A 26459-nucleotide genomic window follows, 5' to 3' on the forward strand; every position below is an offset into this window, starting at 1 on the left:
CGTGCTTGACCGTGACCGGCCGAAGGCGTTGACTGCTTTCCCGTGGCCCTCCAGGAGCCGGGCCGCACGCACGGCCCTCCGGCCGGCCGCAAGGCCCGGCCCCGGCCCCGGACGACATGAGGATCCCTTGAGCAGTGAGCTGCTGGCACCTCTCGACCTGGCCTTCTGGCACCTCGAAACGGCCGATCACCCGATGCACCTCGGGGCGCTGGCCCGCTTCGACCCCGGACCCGCCGACCCGGCCGGCGTGCTGGAACTGCTCGCCGAGCGCGCCGCGGCCATCCCCCGGCTGCGGATGCGCGTCCGCGACGTGCTGCTGCCTGTCGGCGGTGCCCGCTGGAGCGTGGACAAGTCCTTCGACGTCCACCGCCACGTCCGGCACATCCGGCTGCCCGGGGGCGGCGACTTCGCCGCCGAGGCCGCCGGGCTCGCCGGCGAGCTGATGGAACGCCCGCTCGAACGAGGGCTGCCTCCCTGGGAGATGTACCTGCTGACCGGCGCCCCCGGTGGCCCCTTCGCGGTGCTGGTCAAGCTGCACCACGCCCTCGCAGACGGCATGCGGGCCGTCGCGATCGGCGCGGGCATCTTCGACGAGATCGCCGACGTCACCGGACGCGGGGGCGTCGGCCGCCGACGCCCCCGCCCCGTGCCGCCCCGCTCCTGGCTGCCGGGTCCCTGGTCGGCGGCCGGGCTGGTGGGCGGCGCCGCGCGCGGCCGCATCGAGGAGCTCGGCCACGCCCTGGGCGTCGGTGCCTCCGTCGTACGGGCCAGCCGCCTCGACCCGCGCGGAACGCCCGCGCTCACCGCCGAGTCCAGCGGGACGCGGCGCCTGGTCACCGCCGAGCTGGACCTGGAGGAGATCCGCCGGGTGCGCCGCGAGGCGGGCGGCACGGCCAACGACGTACTGCTCGCCGTGGTCGCCGGGGCGCTGCGCCACTGGATGCTGGAGCGCGGCGACCGGCTGCCCGCCGACGACCCGCGCGCCCTGGTGCCGGTCTCCCGGCGCAGGCCCGGCTCCCCGCCCGACTCGGGCAACACGTTCTCCGCGTACCTCCTCGATCTGCCGCTCACCGACCCCGACCCGCTGAGCCGGCTCGACGCCGTACGCCGCGGCATGGACCGCAACAAGGCCGCCGGGCCCTCCCGCGGCGCCGGGGCCGTCGCCGTACTCGCCGACCAGCTTCCTCCGCTGGCACACCGGTTCGGTGCGGCGCTGGCCGGAGGGGCGGCCCGGATGCTGTTCGACGTCCTGGTCACCAACGTGCCGCTGCCCCGCTCGGCCCTCTCCCTCGCCGGCAGCCCGCTGCGCGCCCTCCACCCCATGGCGCCGCTCGCCCGCGGCCAGTCGCTGACCGTCGCGATGTCCCCGTACGGCGGACAGGTCCACGTCGGCCTCGTCGCCGACGGCAAGGCCCTGCCCGACCTGGACCGCCTCGGTCACGCCCTGCACGCCGAACTCGCCGGACTCGTGAAGGCCACCGACCGCTCCCACCCCCTCTAAGGCAAGCTGGAACCATGCCCGAGCTGCCCGAGGTCGAAGCGCTGCGGGAGTTCCTCGACGGGAACCTCGTCGGCAAGGAGATCGCCCGCGCCCTGCCGGTCGCGATCAGTGTGCTCAAGACGTACGACCCGCCGCTCGGCGTGCTCGACGGCGCCCGGGTCACCGGCGTCGCACGCCGCGGCAAGTTCCTGGACATCGCCGTGGAGCCCACCGCCGCAGGCGCGGCGGCGGGGCCTGCGGACGGCCTCCATCTGGTGATCCACCTCGCCCGGGCCGGCTGGCTCCAGTGGCGTGACGTCCTGCCCTCCGGGCCGCCCCGCCCGGGCAAGGGCCCGCTCGCCCTGCGCGTCGCCCTGACCGGCGGTGACGGCTTCGACCTCACCGAGGCCGGCACCACCAAGCGGCTCGCCGTCCATCTCGTGCACGATCCGGCCGACGTCCCCGCAGTCGCCCGGCTCGGCCCCGACCCGCTCGCCGACGACTTCGACCGGGACGCCTTCGCCGCCCTCCTCGCCGGGGAGCGGCGCCAGGTCAAGGGCGCCCTGCGCGACCAGAGCCTGATCGCCGGCATCGGCAACGCGTACAGCGACGAGATCCTCCACGCCGCCCGCATGTCCCCGTTCAAGCCCGTCCGGAACCTCACCGACGAGGAGACGACCGAGCTGTACGAGGCGATGCGCAGCACCCTGCGCGAGGCGGTGGAGCGCTCGCACGGGCTGGCCGCCGGTCGGCTCAAGGCCGAGAAGAAGAGCGGGCTGCGCGTCCACGGCCGCACCGGCGAGCCGTGTCCCGTCTGCGGTGACACCATCCGCGAGGTGTCCTTCAGCGACTCCTCGCTGCAGTACTGCCCCACCTGCCAGACCGGCGGCACACCGCTCGCCGACCGCCGTCTGTCCCGCCTGCTGAAATAGGCCCGCAGACCCGCCGGAACCGGCCCGGACGCCTGCCGAGGAAGGCCCGGGGGCGCCCTACGGCCGGAGCGCCACCAGCCGCCCGCCGTCGCGGTCCCGGACCTCCAGCCGGGCGATCTCCCCGCTGTGCAGCGCGGTCGCGCCCTCCACGACGGGCTCGTCGTCGTCCACCGGCACCGCCCAGCTCATCACGGGCCACTCCCGCCCGTCCGTGCCGACGGCCACCAGTTCGCAGACGCGAGGACCCCGCACCCCCGCCACCCGCACCGCCAGCTCCGTCCCCCACACCCGGTCCCGCAGCGCCATCGCCGCCGCAACTCCCGTGGCGGGATCAGCGGCCGCCACCCGCCGCAGCGCCGGATCGGTGCCGCCCGCGTCGTTCAGGAGCACGGCTGCGCCCGGCACACCCACCGCCAGCGCCGCCGCCACCGCGACCAGGTGCGTGCGCCACCGCCGCACCCGGACCACCCGCACGGGCGCCGCCACGGCGGGCACGCGCCCCGACTCCAGCGGCTCCCGGCCGGCGAGCTGCGCCAGGCCCGAGGCGATCCCCTCGAAGTCCGTCAGCCGCACCGCGCACGGCACGCACCCGGCCAGGTGCTCCTCGCAGCGCAAGGCGTCGGCCGGCTCCAGCACGCCCAGCGCATAAGCGGCGACATCGTGATGCCGCTCCCGCAGACCCATGGGTGTGCCTCATTCCCCGTCAATCGTCGACATGTGTCCTGCTGTGCTGTCGTGAACAAGTACGCATACGAGCGGCTTCTCGCTCAATCACCCCACGCCTACACTCCGCACCATGCTGCGCGCACTGGCCGTCGACGACGAGAAGCCCGCCCTGGAAGAGCTCCTCCACCTGCTCCGCTCCGACGCCCGGGTGCGCAGCGCGGAAGGCGCCACCGACGCGACCGAGGCCCTGCGCCGCATCGGCCGCGCCCTCGACGCGGGCCCCGACGGCGAGGACGCCATCGACGTCGTCTTCCTCGACATCCACATGGCCGGGCTCACCGGACTCGACATCGCCCGGCTGCTCGCCGGCTTCGCCCGCCCGCCGCTGATCGTGTTCGTCACCGCCCACGAGGGCTTCGCCGTCCAGGCGTTCGACCTGAAGGCGGTGGACTACGTCCTCAAGCCCGTGCGCAAGGAGCGGCTGGCCGAAGCCGTCCGCCGGGTCAGCGACCTCACCGCACCCGCCGACCACCGGCCTGGTGCCGCCGGCGCGACGCCGGAGCAGATACCGGTCGAACTCGGCGGCGTCACCCGCTTCGTGCCGATCGACGACATCGCCCACGTCGAGGCCCAGGGCGACTACGCGCGGCTGCACACGTCCGAGGGCAGCCACCTCGTCCGCATCCCGCTGTCCACCCTGGAGGAGCGCTGGGCGGCCCGCGGCTTCGTACGGATCCACCGCAGCCACCTCGTCGCGCTCGGCCGGATCGACGAGCTGCGCCTCGACGCCGGCGCCACCACCGTGAGGGTCGGCAGCGCCGAGCTGGCGGTCAGCCGCCGGCACGCCCGCCAGCTGCGCGACCTGCTGATGCGGCACGTCCGCGGCTGAGCCCGTGCGGTGGGGGAACGGGTCTACCTTCGGCCATCGCTTCTGCGTAGACTCCACGCACCGGACCGGCGAACCGAGCCGGTCGAGCCCCGACGAGCCGCCCCGGACGACGATGCCCGCAGAGCACCCAGTCGCGCGCCGCCCCCGCCGCGAGACCGTGACCGGAGTGCCGCGCGCCGCCCGCAGGCCGCCCCGCCCGCCGCGGCTGCACGCCCCCGCCCGCTCCGAGATCAGCGAGCAGACCTCCCTCGGCCACACCTACGTGCGCTCGCTGATGCGCAGCCAGCTGCGCGCCGCGCTGTACGCGCTCGGCACACTCGCCCTGCTGGTCGGCACCCTGCCGCTGCTGTTCGCGCTGCCCGAGGCCCTGGACCCCGCGGCCCCGTCGCCCGCGCCCTTCGTGTGGGCCGCCCTGGGCGTCGGCGTGCACCCCGTCATGTGGCTGACCGCCCGCTGGTACGTCCGCCGGGCCGAGCGCAACGAACGCGCCTTCACCGGTCTGGTGGAAGGCCGCTGACCGGCGTGGACGACCGGACGTGAACCAGACCTACGCGGTGACCGCCGTCACCGCCGTCGTCGTCGCCACCGTGCTCATCGGCTCCCTCGGCCTGCGCATCTCCCGCACCACCTCCGACTTCTACGTCGCCTCCCGCACGGTGCGGCCCGGCCTCAACGCCGCCGCCATCAGCGGCGAGTACCTCTCCGCCGCCTCCTTCCTCGGCATCGCCGGGCTCGTCCTGCTCCAGGGCCCCGACATGCTGTGGTATCCCGTCGGCTACACCGCCGGATACCTGGTGCTGCTGGTCCTCGTCGCCGCCCCGCTGCGCCGCTCCGGCGCGTACACGCTGCCCGACTTCGCCGAGGCCCGCCTCGAATCGCCCGGGGCGCGCCGTCTCGCCAGCCTGTTCGTCGTCGGCATCGGCTGGCTCTACCTGCTGCCGCAGCTCCAGGGGGCGGGACTGACGCTGGAGATCCTCACCGGAGCACCCGAATGGGTCGGCGGACTCGTCGTCGCCGTCGTCGTCACCGGCGCGGTCGCGGCGGGCGGCATGCGGAGCATCACCTTCGTCCAGGCCTTCCAGTACTGGCTCAAGCTCACCGCCCTGCTGGTGCCGGTGCTCTTCCTGGTCACCGCCTGGCTCGGCGACGGCGCCCCGCGCGCCCGGTTCGACGCCCCCGCCGTCTTCCGCGAGCACACGGTGGTGCGCGTCGACGACACGGTGCGCATCGACGTCGACGCCCCGCTGACGCTCACGGTCACCGGGCGTGTCGACTCCGTCCCGTACGCGGGTGACACGGTGACGCTCCGGGAAGGCACGCACCGCGTCGAGGCGGGCACCTCGCTGCGGTTCCCCGAGGGCGCGCGCGTGCCGGAGCGGGCCGGGACCGGGACCGACCCCCTCGGGTGGTCGCAGCCGCTCGCGGGCGGCCGCGACGGCAACCAGCTGTACGCCACCTACGGGCTGATCCTCGCGACGTTCCTCGGCACCATGGGCCTGCCGCACGTCGCCGTCCGCTTCTACACCAGCCCCAACGGGCGCGCGGCCCGCCGCACCACCCTGGTGGTGCTCGGGCTGGTGGGCACGTTCTACCTGCTGCCCCCGGTCTACGGCGCCCTCGGCCGGATCTACGCACCCGAGCTGGCCCTGACCGGTGCGGCCGACGCCGCCGTCCTCGTCCTGCCGGACCGCGTCGTCGGCGGCCTGGCGGGGGAGCTGCTCGGAGCGCTGCTGGCGGGCGGTGCCTTCGCGGCGTTCCTGTCGACGGCCTCCGGACTCACGATGTCCGTGGCCGGGGTGCTCGGCCAGGACGTGCTGCCCACCCGCGGCGTACGCCACTTCCGGCTGGCGGCCCCGCTCGCCATGGCCGTGCCGCTCGGCCTGAGCCTGGTGACGACGAAGGTCCCCGTGGCGGACGCGGTGGGCCTGGCCTTCGCGGTGTCGGCGTCGTCGTTCTGCCCACTGCTGGTGCTGGGCATCTGGTGGCGGCGGCTCACCCCGCCCGGCGCCGTGGCCGGGCTGGTCGCCGGCGGTGGCGCGGCGCTCACCGCCGTGATGGCCACTCGCGCCGGGCTCGCCCCCGAGGGCTGGCCGCACACGCTGATGGCCTGGCCCGCCATGTGGTCCGTGCCGCTCGGCTTCCTCACCATGGTGGCCGTCTCCCTGGCCACACCCCGCCGCATACCCGCCGGCACCCCCGCGATCCTGGCCCGGCTCCACCTGCCGGAGGACCTCGTCGGCCGTCCCGACCCCGAGGGGGCCGCCCGGTGAACGGAACGCTCCTCGCCGCGCTGACCGCCGCCGGAGCGGTCCTGCTCGCCGCCGGATTCGCCGTGGGCCGGCTCACCGCCCGCCGGGCGGGCAGGGACGTCCTCGACCTCGGCACCCCCGTCGAACGCGCCACCTTCCACACCCTGCACACCGCGTCCCTCGCCGCCCCGCCCCTGCGCGCCGGTCTGACCGAGGACACCGCCCGCAGGGCCGCCCGGCGCCTGCGGCCCCTGCTCGGCACCGAGGCGCTGTGCCTGACCGACCGCACCGCCGTGCTCGCCTGGGACGGGCCCGGCGCCGGCCACCACCGCGACCGCGCGATGGAGCTGGTCGCCGAGCCGCTGGACTCGGGCCGCAGCCAGAGCGTGCGGGTCGCGTGCGACGACCTCGACTGCCCGTTGCGCTGGGCTGTGATCGCCCCGCTCACCGGCGAGGACGGCGTGCTCGGCGCGCTCGTCGCGTACGGCTCGCGCGAGTCGGCCGTGCTCGTACGGGCCGCGACGGAGGTGGCCCGCTGGGTCTCGGTCCAGCTGGAGCTGTCCGAGCTCGACCGCTCGCGTACCCGCATGGCCGAGGCGGAGATCCGCGCCCTGCGGGCCCAGATCTCGCCGCACTTCATCTACAACTCGCTCGCCGCCATCGCCTCGTTCGTCCGCACCGATCCCGGGCACGCCCGCGAGCTGCTGCTGGAGTTCGCCGACTTCACCCGCTACTCCTTCCGGCGGCACGGCGAGTTCACCCAGCTCGCCGACGAGCTGCGCTCCATCGAGCAGTACCTGGCGCTCGCGGGCGCGCGGTTCGGCGACCGCCTCCAGGTCACGCTCCAGGTGGCCCCCGAGGTGCTGCCGGTGACCCTGCCGTTCCTGTGCCTCCAGCCGCTGGTCGAGAACGCGGTCAAGCACGGTCTGGAGGACTCGCGCACCACCTGCCGGGTGACCATCGCGGCGCGTGACGCGGGCGCCGAGGCGGTCGTGACCATCGAGGACGACGGCGTCGGCATGGACCCGGACCAGCTGCGGGCGATCCTCGCGGGCGAGCGCCCGCAGGCGTCCGGCATCGGACTGTCCAACGTGGACGAGCGGCTGCGCCAGGTGTACGGGGACGCGTACGGACTGGTCGTCGAGACGGGGGTGGGCGCGGGCATGAAGGTCACGGTCCGTGTCCCCAAGTACCACGCCGGTGTCCACCGTGACCGCCCGGCGCCCCGAAAGGAATGAATAGTCCCGTTATGGGGACGCGGGGTGTCATGGTGCCCATCGCTCCACCGGGAGGCGGCCATGCGCATCCATGATCATTACGAGCTGGACTTCGGGCGGGAGGACACCGTGGAGGTGCACCGCACGGAGCGCACCGGCGCCGGCGGGCATCCGGTCTACGCCGACGACACGGGCATCGTCCTGGCGGAGATAAGCGACCGGGGAGAGGTGCGGATGCTCGCCAGCGGCGGGCACCAGGACCTTCCCTCCAGGGTCCGGGCGCGTCCCGTGCAGCCGCACTGAGCGGGCCGGCCCCGGGCGCCCGCGCAGTCGTCACGGCGTCCCGGCGGCGCGCGGAGTCAGTACAGGCGCAGCGCGAGGTGGCCGAGCGTGAGGCCCACCTGCCAGGCGGGCAGCCATACGCGTGCGGACTCGTCCACCATGAGGCCGGCCGCCGGAGCGGCGGAGAGGGCGCCGAGGTCGGTGGCGAGGAGCTGCGTGGACTCCAGCAGCCGCCAGGTCTCGCGGGCGAGCCCGAGCCCCTCGTCCTCGTCGCCGTCGCGTTCCTCCCGCGCGGCCAGCCGGTCGCGCACCCAGTCCTCCCAGGGGTGTCCGTACGCGGTGAGCGCCAGCCACTCCTCCATGACGTCCTCGGTGCCGGTGCCGGAGGACGCATGGGGATTGCCGCAGAGGTAGACCGTGAGCGCGAGCGTCCGCCGGCCGGCCCGGTACTCGAGCGAGCCCGGCTCCACGAGGCCGCCCGCCCGCAGCAGCTCATCGGCCACGTACTCGGCACACAACCAGGCCATCGGGACTGCGAGCCCGCCTCCGTCGGTGCCGTTGGTGCTCTCGGGCTGCAACGTTCCCACCTTCTCCCGGACGTACGTCGGTGCGCGTGCTCCTGCAGCGGCGCGCGCCTCCCGGGGACGAGCCTCCACCGTGGGAGGCGGCCGGGGCGCCGCTTTTCTCAACTCGGTGCTGTGGTTTCGAATACGTTCCGGTCCGCGCCGTGACGCACGGGGGAGCGGATACCGGGAGGGCTGTCAGGGGCGTACGGGATAGCCGGGCAGGTACCGGCTCAGGGCGCGCAGCGCGTAGTGGGAGCGCGACTTCACCGTGCCGGCGGGTATACCGAGGTCCGCCGCCGCCTCGTTCACCGTCAGGCCGTCGAAGTAGATGCGCACCAGGACCGCGCGGTGCTCGGGGCTCAGCTCCCGTACGGCCGCCCGGACGTCGAGGGCCGCCACCGCCGACTCGGTGGGGTCGGCCGGTTCGGGGAGGGCGGCGAGCATCCCGTCACCGATCTCGGTGGGACGGGCCATGCGGGAGCGGCGGGCGTCGATCGCGAGGCGCCGGCCGACGGTGAAGAGCCAGGGCCGCATCGACTCGTACGGCGCCTCGAACGCCTCGGGATGCTGCCAGGCCCGGACCAGCGTCTCCTGCATCAGGTCCTCGGCGCGCTGCTGGTCCCCGTACGTCAGTCCGAGCAGGAAGCTCAGCAGCGCGGGCCCGTGGTCGCGCTGGAGCTGCGCCAGCGTCCGCTCGTCGGTGGTGTCCGCCGTCGCCGTCGTCATCGTTCACACCCTTTCGCGCCGTGCCGCGTCACTGGACCCGTATCCGAACGCATCCGGGCGGCCAGGGACAGGCGGCGCACCGCGATGTGCGGCGAGCGGTCGCACCGAGCGGCGAATGGTGCGGCGAACGGTCGTCGGGCGGCGGTACGCACCGCTTCGGGGAATTAGTGTGATTCTGCGATGATAAGGATTGAATGATCCTCGGATTCCGTAGGGATCAGGGAGCCAGCATCCGATGCCCCCACGTCCTACGGAGCCCGGCCATGACCACCCCACGCACCCGGCACACCACGGTGGCCGCTACCGCCGTACTGCTCGCCGCCACGGCGGGCTGCGCAGGCACGCAGCCGCACGGCGCACCCGCACAGACGGGCCGGCAGGCGGCCGTTCCCTCGTCGGCCGCCGGCGCCGCCGCACACGACGAGCGCCGCGGATTCACCCTCGTGGCCAGCGGCGACGTCCTGCCGCACGCCTCGATCATCCGGCAGGCACAGGCGGACGCGAACGGTCAGGGCTACGACTTCCGCCCGATGCTCTCCGGCGTCAAACCCGTCGTCTCCGCGGCCGACCTCGCCCTCTGCCACATGGAGACCGTGTACGGCCCCGACGGCGGCCCCTTCACCGGCTACCCCAGCTTCAAGTCACCGCCGCAGGTCGCCGCCGCGCTGGCCGAGACCGGCTACGACTCCTGCTCGACCGCGTCCAACCACACCCTCGACGACGGCCTCGACGGACTGGGCCGCACCCTCGACGCACTCGACAAGGCGGGCGTCAAGCACGCCGGATCGGCGCGCACCGCGGACGAAGCCGCCCGGCCCACCCTGCTGAAGGCGGGCGGCGCCACGGTCGCGCACCTCGCCTACACCTACGGCACCAACGCCGACCCGCTGCCCGAGGCGCAGTCGTGGGCGGTCGACCTCATCGACGAGGAGACGATCGTCGCGGACGCCCGTGCGGCGCGCGAGGCCGGCGCCGACGTCGTCGTGGTGAGCATGCACTGGGGCACCGAGTGGCAGAGCGACCCCGATCAGCAGCAGCTCGACCTCGCCCGGAGCCTCACCGCCTCCGCCCGCGACGGCCGTCCCGACATCGATCTCATCGTCGGCACCCACGTCCACGCGCCGCAGGCCTACGAGAAGGTCAACGGCACCTGGGTCATCTACGGCATGGGCGACCAGATCGCCGGAGACATGATCAACAACCTCGGGGCGCGCGACCCGCGCGGCAACCAGGGCACCATCGGCCGCTTCACCTTCACGCCCCCCGACGGCCCGGGCGGTCGCTGGGAGGTCGAGAAGGCCGAGTACCTCCCGCAGTGGTTCAACACCGCCACCGGCCGGGTGATCAACGTCAACGCCGCCATCGACGGCGGCCAGGACCTCACCGCGGTCCGGAACGAGATCCAGCAGGCCGTCCTCGGCCGCGGCGCGGACAAGGACGGCCTGCGGATGGGCAAGTGACAGGCGTCAGACCCCGGCCCCGGGCCCGGGCGGCGGCTCCCCCTCCGCGCGGGCCCCGCGCTTCGCCAGGTTGGAGTTGCGGTAGGAGTAGCCGAAGTACACCACCAGCCCCAGCAGGAGCCAGACGGCGAACCGCGCCCACGTCTGCCACTGCAGGAAGGTGATCAGCCAGACCGAGAAGACCACGCCGAGCGCCGGCACCACCGGCATCCCCGGCGTGCGGAACGTGCGCGGCAGGTCCGGCCGCTTGTAGTGCAGCACGATGACCGCCACGCACACCACGACGAACGCCAGCAGGATGCCGATGTTCGTCAGCTCGGCCGCCTCGCCGATCGGCAGGAACCCGGCGATCAGCGCCGAGGCGGCGCCCACGATCCACGTCACCCGGGTCGGCACGTGCCGCGTCGGGTGCGTCTTGGCGAACCACCGCGGCAGCAGCCCGTCCCGGGACATGGAGAACCACACACGGGTCACACCCAGCATGAACGTGAACATCACGGTGAGGATGCCGATGATGGCGCCCACCGCGATGACGTCCGCCAGCGCGCCCAGGCCCACCGACTTGAAGGCCGTGGAGAAGCCGCTCTCCTTGTCGATCTCGGTGTAGTTCTGCATGCCCGTCAGCACCAGGCACGCCAGCACGTACAGGACCATCGAGATCGCCAGCGAGTAGAGGATCGCCTTCGGCATGTGCCGCTGCGCGTCCTTGGACTCCTCCGCCGCCGTCGACATCGCGTCGTACCCGAACACCGCGAAGAACACCGTCGCCGCACCGGTGAACGCCCCGCCCACGCCGTACGGGAAGAAGGGGGTGTAGTTCGCCGAGGTGATGTGGAAGAAGCCGACCACGATCACCAGCAGCACGACGAGCACCTTCAGCACCACGACCACCGTCTCGAAGCGGGCGGCGTTCTTGATGCCGAGCGTGAGCAGATAAGCGATCAGCAGGCACAGCAGGGCGGCGAACAGGTCCACCCGGTGGCCTTCTCCCGTGCCGGGCGCGCCCAGCATCCAGGCGGGCAGTTCCGCCCCCACTTCGCCGAGCAGGAAGTTGAAGTAGCCGGAGATGCCGATCGCGACGACCGCCACGATCGCGGTGTACTCCAGCAGCAGGTCCCAGCCGATGAACCAGCCGGCGAGCTCACCGAGGACCGCGTAGCCGTACGTGTACGCCGATCCCGCCTTCGGGATGAGCCCGGCGAACTCGGCGTAGCTGAAGGCGGCGGCCGCGCTCGCCACACCCGCGACGAGGAACGACACCAGCACCGCCGGACCGGCCGTGCCGTTGGCGACGGTACCGGCGAGGGTGAAGATTCCCGCGCCGATGATGCCGCCCACCCCGATCGCCGTGAGCTGCCACAGCCCCAGCGTCCGGGTGAGCTGCTCCTGCGCGCCGCCCTCCTCGATCAGTTCGATGGGTTTGCGGCGCAGAATTCCCTGCCCCGCGCGGATCCTGGCCATGAGCGTCACCTCTTTGCGGACGGCATCGGCTGACGGCCGATCATGATGGCGCAGCGGGGGGTGCGGCGGAAGACGCCACACGGCCCGCCGGACCAGTGGCCCGAGAAGTGCCCGGCTACGGCCGCCTGCCCCGTCCTGCCCCCGCCGGCGGGCGGCCCGGCGGAACCGGCGTGCCCCTCCGGCTCGCCGATCGACGGCTCCTGGTCGTCCTCGGCACCGGACCGGGCACGGCCCGCTCGCAGCTGACCGAGCCCGTGGAGCAGTGGCGGCGGTTCACCGAGCGGTCGTTGCCGTCGGCGCCCGGCGACCCGGAGGCGATGGAGGTCGGGACGAGGGAGTCCTCGACGCGCTGGAGTTCGCGATGCCGCCGACGGGCGGGCTCGGCATCGGCGCGGACCGGCTCGTCATGGTCCCGGCCGGGCCATCCGGGAGACCTGCCCTTCCTCACAGGTCCGCCGGCACTGAACGGACCCGTCGCAGGGCGACGACACGCCGGGGCCGGCTCCTCCTATCGAGTGCAATCGACCGCCCCCACCGGTGTGGGACGGCGACCGGGAGCATCCGCCATGCGAGTTATTAATCATGAAAAACGATGAGATGCCCACAGGGCGGCGGATGGTGCTCCGCATCGCCGCCGTGCTCGGGGCCACCACCACCGTCGGACTCTTCGCCAACGACCGCTTCACTCCCGAGCGGGCCGGCACACCGTCCGGGCCGTCCACCGCCCGCCCAGCCCCAGCCCCAGCCTCCGCCCCCGCCCGCGGCCCCGGACGGGCGGCCGCCGCCCCGCCCGCGGCCGCGGGCCCGCAGGCCGGGGCGCGTCTGGCGCCGTCCGCGTACCGCCTCCAGCCGATGACCTCAGAGAGCCCGCCCCGCTACCGCCGCGCCCTGCCGCCGGTGCGGCAGCGGCCCCTCCTGCGCGTGTCCGGCATCGGCCGCACGATGGTGCTCTCCTTCGACGACGGGCCCGACCCCCGCTACACCCCCGCCGTCCTGCGGACCCTGCGGGCGCACCAAGTACGGGCGATGTTCTTCGTCTGCGGCGAGATGGCCGCGTACCGTCCCGACCTGCTGCGCGAGATGACCGCCGACGGCCACGTCGTCGGCAACCACTCGTGGTCCCACCCCAACGTCAGCAAACTCGCCCCCTCCGGCATCCGCGACGAGCTCGGCAGGACCTGCGACGTGATCGAGCGCAGCACCGGCGCCCCGCCCCTGTGGTACCGGGCCCCCTACGGGGCCTGGAACCGGGACTCGTTCGAGATCGGGGCCGAGCTCGGCATGGAGCCGCTCGCCTGGACCGTGGACACCCTCGACTGGACGGAACCGGGCAGCTCGGCCATCGTGCGCCGCGTCATGGACGGGGCCGCACCCGGTGTCGTGGTGCTCTCCCACGACGCGGGTGGCGACCGCTCGCAGAGCGTGGAGGCACTGAAGACCTATCTGCCCCGGCTGCTCGACGCCGGGTACCACCTCACCGTGCCGCGTCGGTGAACGCGGCGCCCGCGCGCCGGCCGCGCGGGCGCCGCGTGCGGCGGACCCTCAGCGGGTCTCCACCATCCGCGCGAAGACGACCACGTTGCCGTCGTACCCGCCGGCCTTGGAGTAGCCGCCGCCGCAGGTGATCACGCGCAGCTCCGCGTGGCCGGTGTCGCCGTAGACGCGCACACCCGGGAAGTCCTGCTTGGAGAAGACCTCGATGCCGTAGACCTCGAAGACCGCCACGCGGCCGTCGTAGCGCGTCACCTCCACCAGCTGGCCCCGCTTGACCGAACCGAGCCCGTAGAAGACGGCCGGCCCCGAATGGTTGTCGACGTGGCCGACGATGACGGCCGTACCGCGCTGGCCCGGCGAGATGCCGTTCTGGTACCAGCCCGCCAGATTGGGGTCCTGGGGCGGCGGCGCGTCGATCCAGCCCTCCTTGTCCAGTCCCACGTCCATGATCGGGGCGTCCACGTTGATCGCCTCGATCCGGATGCGCGACGCGGGCGCGTATGCCAATGTCTGCAACGAGGCCGGCGGGGTGGGGGCCATGGCGACGCCGCGCTCCGAGGGCGTCGCGAGGGCCGCCGGCTGCGGTGGCCCGATCCGGTCGTCCAGGCCGTTCCGCAACATCGCAGTACCGGTGAGCAGGACGAGGGCCAGTGCGCCCCACGGCGAGCGTCTCCTCCACTCGAAGCCGCTGTGCTCCAGACCCATGGTTCTCCCTTCGAGGCGTGTGTACGCACGCTAAGGGCGGCGCACGCGGCGGGCGATCAGTGGAGGGCGAACGGGTGGCCGGGACGCCGGACGGGTGATGACCCATCCGAGTACTCGTCATGGACCTCCCTGACGGTCTGTGACCTGCGGCTCCATCAGCTTCAGCACCGCCTCACCGGCGTGTCGTCTCACTGAGGTGGACCAATTGTCGAAATGCGGTGATCAGACCGGCTTGTGAAGGTTCGTCGTGGAAGGCGTACTCGTCGAATTTCCCGGAGCGCCGCTTTGGGGCGTCTTCCACTGGAGGTTCAACCATGCGTGCTTCACGCGCTCTCGCGGTGGCCGCCACCGCGTTCGCGGCCGTCGGGGTCTGCGCTCCCACCGCCGCCGCCACCGACAGTGGCAGCGGCGGCGGCAACGGTCCCACCAATGTCACCGTCCGTCCCACCCAGGTGCACCAGGGCGGTCAGCTGGCGGTGAGTGCCTCGGGCTGCAACCGCGGCGGCAGCGTCACGTCCAACGCCTTCCCTCCCACCGCACTCACCCTGAACCGCGCCGGCCAGTCCGCCGCGACCCCCCGCATCTACGACCACGCAACGCCCGGCCAGTACAACCTGGCCGTCCGGTGCAACGACAGCTCGCTCGTCGTCACCCGCACCTTCACCGTGATCGCCGGCCGCGGCGCCGTGGGCGGCCTCGGCGGCTCCATGGCCCCGAGCTCCACCGAGATGGCCATCGGTGCCGCCCTCGTCGGCACGGCGGCCATCGGCGGCGGGCTGTTCATCAGCCGGCGTCGCCGCCTGATCGGCGGACAGGTCTGACCGGCCGAACCTCCCGGTCCGGCCGTACACGCCCGTCGCCCCGAGTCCTCGACGAAGGACTCGGGGCGACGGGCTTTCGGGTGGTGCGACCGGTGGTGCGGTCGGGGCCCTGCGGTGGTTCTCCGGCCCGCGGGCGGGTCAGTGGCGGCGGGTCTGGGCCCGGCGGCGCACCACGAAGATGACGCCGGTGGCCGCGACCACCACGAGTCCGGTGCCCAGGGCGATCTGGCCGGTGTTCCAGCCGTTGACGCTGCCGCCGAGGCCGCCCCGCACGCCCTGTGGGGGCGCGATGGCAGTCCTCGTGGCGGTGGCCGTCCGGGTCACGGTCGGGACGGCTGTGGACCTGCTCGTGGGAGTGGCCGTGGCCAGGGCGATGGTGAGGTCCGCGGAGCCCGGGCTGCCGCCCGCGCAGGTGAAGTTCACCGTGTAGACCGCGCCCCGCTTGGCGTCCCAGTCCACCGTCGCGGTCGCCGCGCCGCCGGCCGGGATGGTCGCGGTGTCGAAGACGCCCGACGACGCCATGGCCGTGCCCGGGCAGCCGGGGGCGGAGAGCACCACCTTGCCGCCCGGCTGGACGGTCCTCGGGCTGACGACGAAATCGCCCTGCTGCGCGGCGGCGGGCGTGGTGAGGGCGAGAGCGGCCGCTCCGAGCAGAGCGGCGGAGGCGGCACGTATCGCGCGCATGGTCGTTCCTCCGGGTCCCGAGGAGCAGCTGCGGAACGGATTTCCACAAAGGGACTGGTATGCACCTCGATGCCGGAAACGCTAGGAGTGCCGTACCACACGCGCGATCCCAGACGGGCGAATGGGGCACCGGTGTCCCCCGAACGGGGGACACCTTCAGCTCCGCAGGTGCGGGAAGAGCGTGAGGAACGCATCGGGCGTCGCGGACACCCCCCGGCCGAACGGGGCGTCGAACGCCCAGATGAGGAACAGCAGGAACGCGATCAGCGCGCTGAAGAGGCCGGCCAGCAGGAGCTCGCGGAAGGTGCGCCGGATCTGCAGCATGAAGATCATGCCCACGGTCACCAGCGCTCCGGTGATCAGCCCGAACCACACCACTCCCGGCATCGTGGCACCCGCGCTCTCGGCGCGCGCGGTGCGGGCGTCGTCGACGATCGCCACGTGGTCCACCAGCGGCTGGTACGCCTCCCCCTCGTGCTCGTCGGCGGGCCGGTAGTCGGTGACGTCCCGGCGCAGCCGGTCCAGCAGCTCGGTTCCCTCGTCGGCCAGCTCGCCGTGGTCGGCCATGTGGTGCCATTCGGTGTCCACGACGTACGACACGTACGCCGCCACGTCGTCGCGGACGCGGTCGCGCACGGCGTCGGGCCAGACCGCGACGCGCCGGTCCACCTCGTGCAGGGCCTGCGCCTCCTGGCGGACGGTCTCCTGGGCGGCACCGCGGCCCTCCCAGACACCGGCGATCGCCAGTCCCAGGACGATCGCGTACACCACGCCGATCATCATCGTCATGTACTCGATGACGTCGGGCGTCTCGTTCGGGTCGTCGTCGTCGGTGACGCGCCGGTTGTTGATGACGACGATGGTGAGGACGACGGCGCACGCGGCGGCCATCGCGATGGACAGAACAAGCCATTCCGACAAGGCGGTTCCTCCGTCGGTGAGTGAGGATCAGCGGGACGAGCGGGGGCGCAGTGCGGCGGCGGCGAGCACCGCGGGAGCCGTGACCAGGAGCATCAGGGACACCGGCGAAGGGCCGCCGTCCGGTTCCGGGCGCTCCACGCGCCGGTAGGAGGGCAGCGGCACGGGAGGCGGGGGCGGCTTCGGGCGCGCCGAGGGCTGAGGCGCCGGGGGCTCGGGGGCCGGCCTGGGCACGGGCCTGGGCTTCGGCGCGGGCACGGGCTTCGGCGCCGGCTGCGGGGGAGGAGGTGGAGCCGGGCGCCGAGGCGGTTCCGGCACGGCCGGCGCGGGAGGCGGCTCGGGCGTGGGCGTGGGGGTCGGTTCCGGCTCCGGCGGAGGCGGCGGTGGCGTCGGTGTCGGTGTCGGTGTCGGTGTGGGAGCGGGGGTCGGGCTCGGCGAGCACGCGGAGCCTCCGGCGATCGACACCGCCGAACCGGGCCCGGACGGGCCGACGGTGGCGTAGGCGCAGGCGTCGGCGGCCGCGGGCGGCGGTGCCGCCAGCAGACAGGTGAGGACGGTGGCCGGCAGCAGCCGCAGGGCGATCTTTCCGTACACGGCCACGAGCTTGATCACATCCGGGGTGCCGCACCCGGTGAATCGAGCCCCGTTCCCCTGAAGGAGCGGTTCTGCGTGACCTCCCGCCCGCGCGTCGCCAGTTGGCGTGCCGGCAGAAAATTCCGGCGCGCGTTGAACACCCGGCACCTCCCCGCCCGTACCTAGGGCCATGAACGGCGCACACGGGGCGCCGCAACCGGCTGAGACGCAACGGGAGATGACATGAAGACCTGGCGGAACGCCTCGCTCGCGGTGACAGCGGCGGCCGTGCTGGCGCTGACGACGGCGTGCGGTCAGGAGAAGGGTACGCAGAACACCAACGGGCAGTCCGTCGGCGCCGCGGCACCGGCCGGAGCGCCCGCCGAGAACGCCGGCGGCTACGGTTCGGACTACGGCTCCGGGGGCGCCGCGCAGGGAGGCGCCGCACAGGGAGGCGCCGAGGCCGGGCCGGCCGGCCAGCTCGCCGTGTGGGACAGCAAGGAACTCGGCAAGGTGCTCACCGACAGCGAGGGCTTCACCCTGTACCGCTTCGACAAGGACTCGGCGAGCCCGCCGAAGTCCAATTGCGAGGGGGAATGCGCCAAGACGTGGCCGGTGGTGTCCGCCGACGGCGCCAAGCCGCCGGCCGGCGTGGACGCCTCCCTCATGGGCGAGGTGACCCGCGCCGACGGCACCAAGCAACTCACCCTCGACGGCTGGCCTCTGTACCGGTACGCCAAGGACACCAAGCCCGGTGAGGCCAAGGGCCAGGGCGTGGGCGGCACGTGGTACGCCGCGTCCCCCGACGGCAAGAAGGCCGCCGCGGGCAGTGGTGCCGAAGGCGAGGAGGAGGCGGGCGCGGGCGAGGAGGAGAGCGGCGAGGACGCCGGCACCCCGGCCGACCTGGCCGGCCTGTCGGTCCGCAAGGACCCGAAGCTCGGCGAGGTCGTCGTCGACAAGAACGGCATGACGGTCTACCGGTTCCAGAAGGACTCCGCCTGGCCGATGAAGACGGCGTGCACGGGTGACTGCCTCAAGAAGTGGCCGGTGGTGGCGCCCGTCGACAAGAACGACACCGAGGGCATCAAGCTCAAGGGCTTCGTGACCTTCGACCGGCCCGACGGCATCCAGCAGCAGACGATCGACTGCTGGCCCCTCTACACCTTCGCCGGCGACAAGAAGCCCGGTGACACCAACGGCCAGGGCGTCGGCGGCACGTGGTTCGCCGTCTCGCCCGAGGGCAAGGTCGTCAAGTAGCCCCGGCCGCACCGGCCGAGCGGCCCCGGGCCCCGACGGGACCCCGGGGCCGCGCCCCCGCCTCACCGGAGCCCACGGAAGACCCGGCGCGGTCCGGCCCCGCAACACGGGCCCGAAGTGGCGGAAAGCGTTCGTACAACAGCAAGCGAAGCCCCCACAGCCGCCGGAGCGCCAGCAGAGTCCCCACGCGCCTCCGGCCCGGGTGGCCGGTCTCCCACCGGCCGGTCACCCGCCCCGGCCCGCCGGCCCACGCCCCCCGCGTGACCGGCGGGCCGGTCGCACGTGCCAACGGCGTGTGACCAAGAACGGACCGCTATTTTCCGGTTCCTCTCGCTCTCCTGGCGGACGATCAGTAGCCTCGGCTCGAACACCGGCCATGAACATGGCCGCATCCCCGTGGCGACTAGTTGGAGACATCGATGGAGCGTCCCGCCTGGGCCCCGCCGGGCATCGACATTTCGGTGCCGAGCGTGTCCCGAATCTACGACTACTACCTGGGCGGCTCGCACAACTTCGAGGTCGACCGGGAAGCAGCGCGCCGGGCCATGGACTTCATGCCGGGCCTTCCCAAAATCATGCAGGCGAACAGGGCGTTCATGCGCCGTGCCGTGCGGTACGCCGTGAGCGAGGGCATCACCCAGTTCCTCGACATAGGCTCCGGCATCCCGACCTTCGGGAACGTCCACGAGGTCGCCCAGAGCGCGAGCCCCGGCGCCCGCGTGGTGTACGTCGACCACGACCCGGTCGCCGTCGCCCACAGCAAGGCCGTCCTGGAGGGCAACGACAACGCCGACGTCGTCGCCGCCGACCTGCGCAAGCCCCAGGACATCCTCTCCGCCCCCGGGACCGAGGCGCTGCTCGACCTCGGCCGGCCGGTCGGCCTGCTGCTCGTCGCCGTCCTGCACTTCCTCGAGGACGCCGACGATCCCCAGCGGGCCGTCGCCGAACTGCGCGACGCCCTCGCGCCGGGCAGCCTCCTGATCCTCACGCACGCCTCGTACGAAGGGATCCCGCTGCCCCAGGAGCGCGCGAGCGGTACGGTCGGCGTCTACCGCGACATCCGCAACCCGCTGGTCATGCGCTCGCGTGACGAGATCGCCCGGTTCTTCGACGGCTTCGAGCTCCTCGAACCGGGTGTCGTGTCGATGCCGCACTGGCGCCCGGAGGGACCGCTCGACCAGGAGGATCCGTACGCCTTCTCGGGCTTCGCCGGGGTGGGGCGCAAAGGGTGAGCGTGCCGGCTCGGGAATCCGGGGCACGGTCCGGCGCGGAGCCGGACGGCCTCGAGGACAGACTCCGGCGGTTCGCGACGATATGGAGCCGGGCCATCTTCCCCGTCACGGCCACGTCGCTGACCCGCTCGGAGTTCGAACGACATCTGCTGCCGCTGGCCCGGGATTTGTGCGACGCGCTCCACGCGCGGCCGTTCGACCCGTCGCCCGCGCACGGCACCGGCACGGCCCTGGTGGCCGCGCACTGCACCGACCCGGACGCGCTCAGCCGGACCCTCGGCGTGGTCGACTCCTACCTAGTGCTGTACTGCGGCGAGGCGGGACCGGCCCTGTCCGGTGAGGAGCTCAGGGCCCGCTGCGCCCGCCTCCAGCACGCGCTGGCGGCCGGTTACGCCCAGGCGCTGCGCGAACGCACCCGCGTCGAGCAGGAGTCGATCGCCCGCTCGGCGCTGACCGCGCGCAGCTTCGCCGAACAGGCGCTGCACGCCACCGAGGCCCGCTTCCGCGCGGTGTTCGAGGGCGCGGCCATCGGCATCGGCATCGCCGACCTCGAGGGCAACGTCCTGGAGGTCAACGGTGCCCTCACCCGCATGTTCGGCGGGCTGGAGCACCACGTCCGCGGCCGCAAGGTCAGCGAGTGGGTGCACCCCGAGGACGCACCGCAGGTGTGGAAGCTGTACGGGGAGCTCGTCCGTGGCGAGCGCGACCACTTCCGGGTCGAGAAGCCCTTCTACCGGGGTGACGGCACCGTCCTGTGGACCAACCTGACGGTGTCCCTGCTGCGCGACGCCGAGGGCCGCCCGCAGTACCAGCTCGCCCTCATGGAGGACACCACCGAACGGCGGCTGCTCAACCTGCGGCTGCGGTACGAGGCGACCCACGACGCGCTCACCGGCCTGCCCAACCGGACGCTGTTCTTCGAGCGGCTGGACAAGGCCCTGTCGGCGGGCGAGGGCCAGCGGTTCGGGCTGTGCTATCTCGACCTGGACGGCTTCAAGGCCATCAACGACAGCCTCGGCCACGCGGCCGGCGACCGGCTGCTCGTGGAGGTGGCCGACCGGCTCCAGTCCGTGGCGACCCGGCCGGGCGAGATGGTCGCGCGCCTCGGCGGCGACGAGTTCGTGGCACTGACCACCGGCGCGGACACCCAGCGGCAGGCCGACGAGCTGGCCCGGCGCATCCTCGCCGCCCTCGCGACACCCATCCGTCTGGACGGCCGCGAACTGACCGTGCGCGGCAGCGTGGGCGTCGTCGAAGGGCCGGCGGGGGAACGCGGCTCGGCGGAGGTGCTGCGCAGCGCCGACATCACCATGTACCGGGCCAAGTCGGCGGGCGGCAACCGCTTCGAGCGGGCCGACCCGGAGGCCGACGCCCGCGCCATCACCCGGCACGGCCTGACCACCGCGCTCCCGGCGGCGCTGGAGCGCGAGGAGTTCTTCATCGAGTACCAGCCGCTGGTGCACCTCGGCGACGGCAGCGTGCACGGCGCCGAGGCCCTGGTGCGCTGGTGCCACCCGCAGCACGGCGTCCTCGGCCCGGACCGGTTCATCCCGCTCGCCGAGCACACCGGGCTCATCGTGCCGCTCGGGCGCTGGGTGCTGCAGGAGGCGGTGCGCCAGGCGAGGTTCTGGAGCCGCCCCCACTCCGACGGCGGGCCGCTGCGGATCAACGTCAATCTGTCGCCGACGCAGCTGCACCACCCGGGCCTGGTCGCCGACATCGTCGACGTACTGGACCGCTCGGGCCTCGAACCGGGGGCGCTGTGCCTGGAGGTGACCGAGTCGGCCCTGATCGGCGCGGACGAGGACCTGCTCAAGCCGCTGCGGCAACTCGCCGAGATGGGCGTCGACATAGCCCTGGACGACTTCGGCACCGGCTACTCCAACCTGGCCAACCTGCGCCGGCTGCCGGTGAGCGTGCTGAAGCTGGACCGCTCCTTCACCCAGGGCATGCAGCAGCACCCCGCCGACCCCGTCGACCTGAAGATCGTCGAGGGGATCGTCTCCCTGGCCCACAGCCTGGAGCTGGCCGTGACGGTGGAGGGTGTGGAGACCGGCGTCCAGGCCGAACAGCTGCGGGAGCTGGGCTGCGACACGGCCCAGGGCTGGTACTACGCCCGCCCGGGCTCCCCGGACCGCATCCACTCGCTGGTCCTCGCCGACGCGGTGTGACCCCCGCCGGCGCGGCAGGGCCCCCGGCCCGACCGCGCCGGCGGGGTCGGCGCGGCACGAGCGGCCCCGGCCGCGGCGCGTTCGGGATCGCCCGGAAGGCGGAGCGGGGTCCGGTCCCGTGGACCCCTCTTCCGGCGCGGGCCCGGGGTGCCCGTCGTCGGGAGCGCGGGCCGCCCGCGTCGGGGACGGCGACGCAGCCGACCCGAGGACCCGCACTCGACCGCCGTCGCCTCCGGTGCGGGAGGAGGCCGGCAGCCGTGCTGCCGGCGGCTCGGCCTCACGGTCCCTTCCGGCGCGCCAGCAGCAGCCGCTGCAGCTCGCGCGCCGCTCGCGGAGGTGCCACGTCGCTGCGGTGCGCCAGCGCGATCGTCCGGCGCAGCCCCGGGCGGGCGAGCGCGGTGACGCGCAGGTCCCGGCCTGCCCGGGCCGCTACCATCGCGGGCACCACCGCCACCCCGAGACCCGCCCGTACGAACCCGAGCACCGCGTCCATCTCGCCGCCCTCCACGGTGAACGACGGCTCGAAGCCCTCCGCCCGGCACGCCGCGACCGTGAGCTCCCGCAGGTCGTAGCCGTGCCGGAACATCACCAGCGGCTGGTCGCGGAGATCGGCGATCCGCACCGGACGAGCCGGCGCCGGGGCGGCTGCCGAGGACACCACCACGAGGTCCTCCTGGAGCAGCTCCACGGTGGTGAGCGCGGGGGAGGGGCTGGGCAGCGGCAGCACCACCAGGGCCAGGTCGAGCGCGCCGCGCGCCAGCTCCCGTACGAGATCGTGCGAGCCGCTCTCCTCGATGAGCAGCTGGATCCCCGGGTGCAGGTCGTGGAAGGCGCGCAGCACGTCGGGCAGCAGACCGGTGCACAGGCTCGGCGTGGCCCCCAGCCGCACCCGCCCGCGCCGCAGCTGGGCCAGCTCCTGGACCTCGTGGCGCGCGGTGTCGGCGTCGGCGAGGATGCGGCGGGCCAGGGGCAGCAGCGCCTCACCGGCGTCCGTGAGCGCGATGTTGCCGCGGGCCCGGCTGAACAGCTCCGCGCCCAGCTCCTTCTCCAGGGCCCTGATCTGCTGCGACAGCGACGGCTGCGAGACGTGGACCCGCTCGGCGGCGTGCGTGAAGTGGCGCGTCTCGGCGACCGCGACGAAGTACACCAGCTGCTGGAACTGCATACGGCCACCATAGGCGCCATCTATGGAGATCAGCGGGACCATGTCTTGGACCTCTCGCCTCCCCTCCGCCTAGCGTCGGATCCATGGCTCTGGCACCGCGGACGGATCGAAAACCGTCCCTCACGCGCACGTTCTGGGGATCCACCGTCGGCAAGAAGACGGTCATGGCCGTCAGTGGCCTCATCATGATCGCCTACCTGGTCGCCCACGTGATGGGCAACCTCAAGGTCTTCTTCGGCCCCGGCGAGTTCAACGCGTACGGCCACTGGCTGCGCACCATGGGCGAGCCCGTCCTGCACTACGAGTGGGGCCTGTGGATCGCCCGGGTGGTGCTCCTCACGGCCGTCATCGCCCACGGTGTGTCCGCCTACCAGCTCAGCAGGCGCGACCTCAAGGCCCGTCCCACCGCGTACGTGCACAAGCGGCGGCGCGCGAGCTACGCCACCCGCACCATGCGCTGGGGCGGCGTGATCATCGCGCTCTTCATCGTCTGGCACATCCTCGACCTGACGACGCTGACCGTGAACCCGAACGGGCAGCCCGGCCATCCCTACGAGAACGTCGTCGCGACCTTCTCCACCTGGTACGGCAACGCCATCTACATCATCGCGATGCTCGCCGTCGGCCTGCACATCCGGCACGGCTTCTGGGCCGCCGCACAGACCCTCGGCGCGGGCAGCGCGAAGCGCGACCGCGCGCTGAAGACCCTGGCCGATGTGCTCGCGCTCGGCCTCACCGCGGGCTTCGTCTCCGTACCCGTCGCCGTCATGACCGGAGTGGTGAGCTGACATGACCTACGCCGACTACACGATTGGTGACCCGATCACCGACACGGCGGCCCCCGACGGGCCCATCGCCGAGCGCTGGGACAAACGCCGCTTCGAAGCGAAGCTCGTCAACCCGGCCAACCGGCGCAAGCACACGATCATCGTCGTCGGCACCGGCCTCGCCGGCGGCTCGGCCGGCGCGACCCTCGCCGAGCAGGGCTACCACGTCGTCCAGTTCTGCTACCAGGACTCGCCGCGCCGCGCCCACTCCATCGCCGCGCAGGGCGGCATCAACGCGGCCAAGAACTACCGCAACGACGGCGACTCGGTCCACCGCCTCTTCTACGACACCGTCAAGGGCGGCGACTTCCGCGCCCGCGAGTCCAACGTCCACCGCCTCGCGCAGATATCGGTGGAGATCATCGACCAGTGCGTCGCCCAGGGCGTGCCCTTCGCCCGCGAGTACGGCGGTCTCCTCGACACCCGCTCCTTCGGCGGCGTCCAGGTCTCCCGGACCTTCTACGCCCGCGGCCAGACGGGCCAGCAGCTGCTGCTCGGCGCCTACCAGGCGCTGTCGCGGCAGATCGCGGCGGGCAACGTGGAGATGCACCCGCGCACCGAGATGCTGGACCTCGTCGTGGTCGACGGGCGGGCGCGCGGGATCGTCGCCCGTGACCTCATCACCGGGGAGATCTCCACCCACTTCGCCGACGCGGTGGTGCTGGCGACCGGCGGGTACGGCAACGTCTTCTACCTGTCGACGAACGCCATGAACTCCAACGCCACCGCCGTGTGGCGGGCGCACCGGCGCGGCGCGTACTTCGCCAACCCCTGCTTCACGCAGATCCACCCCACCTGCATCCCGCGGACCGGTGACCACCAGTCCAAGCTGACCCTGATGAGCGAGTCGCTGCGCAACGACGGCCGCATCTGGGTGCCGAAGGCGAAGGGCGACACCCGTCCGCCGCACGAGATCCCCGAGGACGAGCGCGACTACTACCTGGAGCGGATCTACCCGTCCTTCGGCAACCTCGTGCCGCGCGACATCGCCTCCCGGGCCGCCAAGAACGTCTGCGACGAGGGCCGCGGCGTCGGCCCCGGCGGCCAGGGCGTCTACCTGGACTTCGCCGACGCCATCCGCCGCATGGGACGGGCCCGGGTCGAGGAGAAGTACGGCAACCTCTTCGACATGTACGAGCGGATCACCGCGGAGAACCCGTACGAGGTGCCGATGCGGATCTACCCCGCCGTGCACTACACCATGGGCGGTCTGTGGGTCGACTACGACCTGCGGACCACCGTCCCCGGCCTGTTCGCCATCGGGGAGGCCAACTTCTCCGACCACGGCGCCAACCGGCTCGGTGCGTCCGCGCTGATGCAGGGCCTCGCCGACGGCTACTTCGTCCTGCCGTCCACCATCAACGACTACCTGGCCCGCAACCCGCTGCCGGACACCCTCACCGCGGATCACCCGGTGGTGAGGGAGGCGGTCTCCGGGACGGAGGAGCGGCTGGCCCGGCTCCTCGCCGTCGACGGCGACCGCACGCCCGACTCGTTCCACCGGGAACTGGGCGAGCTGATGTGGGAGTTCTGCGGCATGGCCCGCTCCGAGGAGGGGCTGCGCAAGGCGCTCGGCCGGATCCCTGAGATCCGCGAGGAGTTCTGGCGCCGCGTCAAGGTGCCCGGCAGCGGAGAGGAGCTCAACCAGTCCCTCGAGAAGGCCAACCGCGTCGTCGACTACCTGGAGCTCGCCGAGCTGATGTGCCTCGACGCGCTGCACCGCACGGAGTCCTGCGGCGGCCACTTCCGCGAGGAGTCCCAGACCCCGGAGGGGGAGGCGGCCCGCAAGGACGACGCGTTCTCCTACGCGGCCGCCTGGGAGTTCACGGGCGGCGCCCCCGTCCTGCACAAGGAAGACCTCGTCTTCGAGTACGTCCACCCCACCCAGCGGAGCTACGCATGAAGCTCACCCTGCGCGTCTGGCGCCAGAAGACCGCCGGTGCCCCCGGCGCCATGGCCACTTACGAGGTCGACGGCATCTCGCCCGACATGTCGTTCCTCGAGATGCTCGACACCCTCAACGAGGAGCTCATCCTCCGCGGCGAGGAGCCCGTCGCCTTCGACCACGACTGCCGCGAGGGAATCTGCGGGGCCTGCTCGCTCGTCATCAACGGCGATGCGCACGGCCCGGAGCGCACCACCACCTGCCAGCTCCACATGCGGTCCTTCCGGGACGGCGACACCATCGACGTCGAGCCGTGGCGCGCCGCGGCCTTCCCGGTCGTCAAGGACCTGGTGGTGGACCGCTCCGCCTTCGACCGGATCATCCAGGCCGGCGGTTACATCAGCGCACCGACCGGCTCCGCACCGGAGGCGCACGCCACCCCGGTGCCCAAGGCGGACGCCGACCACGCCTTCGAGCACGCCGAGTGCATCGGCTGCGGCGCCTGTGTGGCGGCGTGCCCCAACGGTTCGGCGATGCTCTTCACCTCGGCGAAGATCAACCACCTCAACGTGCTGCCGCAAGGCGCGCCGGAGCGGGAGACCCGCGTGCTGGACATGGTGCAGGCCATGGACGAGGAGGGCTTCGGCGGCTGCACGCTGACCGGCGAGTGCGCGACGGCCTGTCCGAAGGGCATTCCGCTGCCGTCGATCGCGGCCATGAACAAGGAGTGGCTGCGGGCCACCCGCACGGTGCGCCGCAGCTGATTCCGGTCAGTTCCCGGGCGTGACCCGGGCCACGC

Annotated in this window: 24 protein-coding genes and 1 pseudogene; 17 read left to right on the forward strand and 8 right to left on the reverse strand. The window is 73.0% G+C overall.

What is annotated here, in order from left to right; translation table 11 throughout:
• The first annotated feature begins 127 nt into the window (after positions 1-127).
• Entirely contained in the window at positions 128-1501 is a 1374-nt protein-coding gene (locus IH00_RS0128920; RefSeq protein ID WP_031078706.1) for a wax ester/triacylglycerol synthase family O-acyltransferase, read from the forward strand.
• A 14-nt stretch (positions 1502-1515) separates the two neighbouring features.
• A complete protein-coding gene (locus IH00_RS0128925; RefSeq protein ID WP_031078708.1) occupies positions 1516-2412 on the forward strand; it encodes an Fpg/Nei family DNA glycosylase in 897 nt (298 codons plus the stop codon).
• 57 nt (positions 2413-2469) lie between these two features.
• Here IH00_RS0128925 and IH00_RS0128930 read toward each other — a convergent pair whose 3' ends face one another.
• Positions 2470-3096: a zf-HC2 domain-containing protein gene (locus IH00_RS0128930; RefSeq protein ID WP_031078710.1), complete on the reverse strand. Its 627-nt coding sequence runs from the start codon at positions 3094-3096 to the stop codon at positions 2470-2472.
• 112 nt (positions 3097-3208) lie between these two features.
• Between IH00_RS0128930 and IH00_RS0128935 the strand changes: the two genes are divergently transcribed.
• From IH00_RS0128935 to IH00_RS0128955, 5 genes are all read left to right on the forward strand, one after another.
• Entirely contained in the window at positions 3209-3967 is a 759-nt protein-coding gene (locus IH00_RS0128935) for a LytR/AlgR family response regulator transcription factor (protein WP_031078713.1), read from the forward strand.
• Positions 3968-4079: 112 nt separating this feature from the next.
• On the forward strand, positions 4080-4484 hold the full coding sequence (locus tag IH00_RS0128940) for a membrane protein (protein ID WP_031078715.1): 405 nt from the start codon (positions 4080-4082) through the stop codon (positions 4482-4484).
• A 19-nt stretch (positions 4485-4503) separates the two neighbouring features.
• The gene (locus IH00_RS0128945) at positions 4504-6237 is read left to right on the forward strand and encodes a sodium/solute symporter (RefSeq protein ID WP_031078717.1); all 1734 of its coding nucleotides are present in this window, start codon (positions 4504-4506) and stop codon (positions 6235-6237) included.
• A complete protein-coding gene (locus IH00_RS0128950) occupies positions 6234-7454 on the forward strand; it encodes a histidine kinase (protein WP_031078719.1) in 1221 nt (406 codons plus the stop codon). Before IH00_RS0128945 ends, IH00_RS0128950 begins: the two co-directional genes overlap by 4 nt.
• Before the next feature lie 60 nt (positions 7455-7514).
• A complete protein-coding gene (locus IH00_RS0128955; RefSeq protein ID WP_031078721.1) occupies positions 7515-7736 on the forward strand; it encodes a DUF6296 family protein in 222 nt (73 codons plus the stop codon).
• A gap of 56 nt (positions 7737-7792) precedes the next feature.
• On the opposite strand, the gene IH00_RS0128960 is transcribed toward IH00_RS0128955, so the two are convergent.
• Both IH00_RS0128960 and IH00_RS0128965 read right to left on the reverse strand, forming a co-directional pair.
• Complete coding sequence (locus tag IH00_RS0128960) at positions 7793-8293, reverse strand: hypothetical protein (protein WP_031078723.1); 501 nt, start codon at positions 8291-8293, stop codon at positions 7793-7795.
• A 183-nt stretch (positions 8294-8476) separates the two neighbouring features.
• Positions 8477-9007, reverse strand: coding sequence for a sigma-70 family RNA polymerase sigma factor (locus IH00_RS0128965; protein ID WP_031078725.1), 531 nt, complete (start codon positions 9005-9007; stop codon positions 8477-8479).
• A 263-nt stretch (positions 9008-9270) separates the two neighbouring features.
• Here IH00_RS0128965 and IH00_RS0128970 point away from each other — a divergent pair, with 263 nt between their 5' ends.
• Complete coding sequence (locus tag IH00_RS0128970; RefSeq protein ID WP_031078727.1) at positions 9271-10467, forward strand: CapA family protein; 1197 nt, start codon at positions 9271-9273, stop codon at positions 10465-10467.
• A gap of 6 nt (positions 10468-10473) precedes the next feature.
• Here the strand turns inward: IH00_RS0128970 and IH00_RS0128975 are convergent, their stop codons facing one another.
• Positions 10474-11928, reverse strand: coding sequence for an amino acid permease (locus IH00_RS0128975; RefSeq protein WP_031078729.1), 1455 nt, complete (start codon positions 11926-11928; stop codon positions 10474-10476).
• 179 nt (positions 11929-12107) lie between these two features.
• Here IH00_RS0128975 and IH00_RS44355 point away from each other — a divergent pair.
• Together IH00_RS44355 and IH00_RS0128980 are read left to right on the forward strand one after the other, a co-directional pair.
• Positions 12108-12373, forward strand: a pseudogene (locus tag IH00_RS44355) (amino acid--tRNA ligase-related protein); the annotation flags it as partial.
• 137 nt (positions 12374-12510) lie between these two features.
• Positions 12511-13422: a polysaccharide deacetylase family protein gene (locus IH00_RS0128980; RefSeq protein WP_031078731.1), complete on the forward strand. Its 912-nt coding sequence runs from the start codon at positions 12511-12513 to the stop codon at positions 13420-13422.
• Positions 13423-13470: 48 nt separating this feature from the next.
• On the opposite strand, the gene IH00_RS0128985 is transcribed toward IH00_RS0128980, so the two are convergent.
• On the reverse strand, positions 13471-14127 hold the full coding sequence (locus IH00_RS0128985) for a class F sortase (RefSeq protein ID WP_031078733.1): 657 nt from the start codon (positions 14125-14127) through the stop codon (positions 13471-13473).
• A gap of 314 nt (positions 14128-14441) precedes the next feature.
• On the opposite strand from IH00_RS0128985, the gene IH00_RS0128990 reads away from it, so the two are divergent.
• Complete coding sequence (locus IH00_RS0128990) at positions 14442-14948, forward strand: hypothetical protein (protein ID WP_031078734.1); 507 nt, start codon at positions 14442-14444, stop codon at positions 14946-14948.
• A 138-nt stretch (positions 14949-15086) separates the two neighbouring features.
• On the opposite strand, the gene IH00_RS0128995 is transcribed toward IH00_RS0128990, so the two are convergent.
• Positions 15087-15632 carry a hypothetical protein gene (locus tag IH00_RS0128995; protein ID WP_031078735.1) on the reverse strand — a complete coding sequence of 182 codons (546 nt, stop codon included), beginning with the start codon at positions 15630-15632 and terminating at the stop codon, positions 15087-15089.
• Between the two features lie 156 nt (positions 15633-15788).
• Entirely contained in the window at positions 15789-16553 is a 765-nt protein-coding gene (locus tag IH00_RS0129000) for a bestrophin-like domain (RefSeq protein WP_031078737.1), read from the reverse strand.
• An 813-nt stretch (positions 16554-17366) separates the two neighbouring features.
• On the opposite strand from IH00_RS0129000, the gene IH00_RS0129015 reads away from it, so the two are divergent.
• The 3 genes from IH00_RS0129015 (at position 17367) to IH00_RS0129025 (ending at position 21783) form a co-directional block, all read left to right on the forward strand.
• Positions 17367-18380 (forward strand): SCO0930 family lipoprotein, encoded by a 1014-nt coding sequence (locus IH00_RS0129015; RefSeq protein WP_031078740.1) that lies wholly within the window; start codon positions 17367-17369, stop codon positions 18378-18380.
• Between the two features lie 419 nt (positions 18381-18799).
• Entirely contained in the window at positions 18800-19612 is an 813-nt protein-coding gene (locus IH00_RS0129020; protein WP_031078742.1) for an SAM-dependent methyltransferase, read from the forward strand.
• A complete protein-coding gene (locus IH00_RS0129025; protein ID WP_031078744.1) occupies positions 19609-21783 on the forward strand; it encodes a putative bifunctional diguanylate cyclase/phosphodiesterase in 2175 nt (724 codons plus the stop codon). Before IH00_RS0129020 ends, IH00_RS0129025 begins: the two co-directional genes overlap by 4 nt.
• Positions 21784-22060: 277 nt before the next feature.
• On the opposite strand, the gene IH00_RS0129030 is transcribed toward IH00_RS0129025, so the two are convergent.
• Complete coding sequence (locus IH00_RS0129030) at positions 22061-22948, reverse strand: LysR family transcriptional regulator (protein WP_031078746.1); 888 nt, start codon at positions 22946-22948, stop codon at positions 22061-22063.
• A gap of 83 nt (positions 22949-23031) precedes the next feature.
• On the opposite strand from IH00_RS0129030, the gene IH00_RS0129035 reads away from it, so the two are divergent.
• Genes IH00_RS0129035 through IH00_RS0129045 form a run of 3 tightly spaced genes read left to right on the forward strand, consistent with a single transcriptional unit; the run spans position 23032 to position 26424 of the window.
• A complete protein-coding gene (locus tag IH00_RS0129035; RefSeq protein WP_078888011.1) occupies positions 23032-23736 on the forward strand; it encodes a succinate dehydrogenase cytochrome b subunit in 705 nt (234 codons plus the stop codon).
• Between the two features lies 1 nt (position 23737).
• Positions 23738-25678, forward strand: coding sequence for a fumarate reductase/succinate dehydrogenase flavoprotein subunit (locus IH00_RS0129040; RefSeq protein ID WP_031078749.1), 1941 nt, complete (start codon positions 23738-23740; stop codon positions 25676-25678).
• Positions 25675-26424 carry a succinate dehydrogenase/fumarate reductase iron-sulfur subunit gene (locus IH00_RS0129045; protein WP_031078751.1) on the forward strand — a complete coding sequence of 250 codons (750 nt, stop codon included), beginning with the start codon at positions 25675-25677 and terminating at the stop codon, positions 26422-26424. The genes IH00_RS0129040 and IH00_RS0129045 overlap by 4 nt, the downstream gene beginning before the upstream one ends.
• Positions 26425-26459: the final 35 nt, after the last annotated feature.

Origin of the sequence: Streptomyces sp. NRRL S-118 (assembly GCF_000716335.1) — a bacterium.
Taxonomy (GTDB): domain Bacteria; phylum Actinomycetota; class Actinomycetes; order Streptomycetales; family Streptomycetaceae; genus Streptomyces.

Coding starts and splice junctions, on each gene's coding strand:
- IH00_RS0128990 (WP_031078734.1), top strand. CDS start 14,442: ATGCGTGCTTCACGCGCTCTCGCGGTGGCCGCCACCGCGTTCGCGGCC.
- IH00_RS0129040 (WP_031078749.1), top strand. CDS start 23,738: ATGACCTACGCCGACTACACGATTGGTGACCCGATCACCGACACGGCG.
- IH00_RS0129030 (WP_031078746.1), bottom strand. CDS start 22,948: ATGCAGTTCCAGCAGCTGGTGTACTTCGTCGCGGTCGCCGAGACGCGC.
- IH00_RS0128985 (WP_031078733.1), bottom strand. CDS start 14,127: ATGGGTCTGGAGCACAGCGGCTTCGAGTGGAGGAGACGCTCGCCGTGG.
- IH00_RS0129020 (WP_031078742.1), top strand. CDS start 18,800: ATGGAGCGTCCCGCCTGGGCCCCGCCGGGCATCGACATTTCGGTGCCG.
- IH00_RS0128980 (WP_031078731.1), top strand. CDS start 12,511: ATGAAAAACGATGAGATGCCCACAGGGCGGCGGATGGTGCTCCGCATC.
- IH00_RS0129045 (WP_031078751.1), top strand. CDS start 25,675: ATGAAGCTCACCCTGCGCGTCTGGCGCCAGAAGACCGCCGGTGCCCCC.
- IH00_RS0128935 (WP_031078713.1), top strand. CDS start 3,209: ATGCTGCGCGCACTGGCCGTCGACGACGAGAAGCCCGCCCTGGAAGAG.
- IH00_RS0128975 (WP_031078729.1), bottom strand. CDS start 11,928: ATGGCCAGGATCCGCGCGGGGCAGGGAATTCTGCGCCGCAAACCCATC.
- IH00_RS0128970 (WP_031078727.1), top strand. CDS start 9,271: ATGACCACCCCACGCACCCGGCACACCACGGTGGCCGCTACCGCCGTA.
- IH00_RS0128940 (WP_031078715.1), top strand. CDS start 4,080: ATGCCCGCAGAGCACCCAGTCGCGCGCCGCCCCCGCCGCGAGACCGTG.
- IH00_RS0128995 (WP_031078735.1), bottom strand. CDS start 15,632: ATGCGCGCGATACGTGCCGCCTCCGCCGCTCTGCTCGGAGCGGCCGCT.
- IH00_RS0128965 (WP_031078725.1), bottom strand. CDS start 9,007: ATGACGACGGCGACGGCGGACACCACCGACGAGCGGACGCTGGCGCAG.
- IH00_RS0128955 (WP_031078721.1), top strand. CDS start 7,515: ATGCGCATCCATGATCATTACGAGCTGGACTTCGGGCGGGAGGACACC.
- IH00_RS0129015 (WP_031078740.1), top strand. CDS start 17,367: ATGAAGACCTGGCGGAACGCCTCGCTCGCGGTGACAGCGGCGGCCGTG.
- IH00_RS0128930 (WP_031078710.1), bottom strand. CDS start 3,096: ATGGGTCTGCGGGAGCGGCATCACGATGTCGCCGCTTATGCGCTGGGC.
- IH00_RS0129035 (WP_078888011.1), top strand. CDS start 23,032: ATGGCTCTGGCACCGCGGACGGATCGAAAACCGTCCCTCACGCGCACG.
- IH00_RS0128925 (WP_031078708.1), top strand. CDS start 1,516: ATGCCCGAGCTGCCCGAGGTCGAAGCGCTGCGGGAGTTCCTCGACGGG.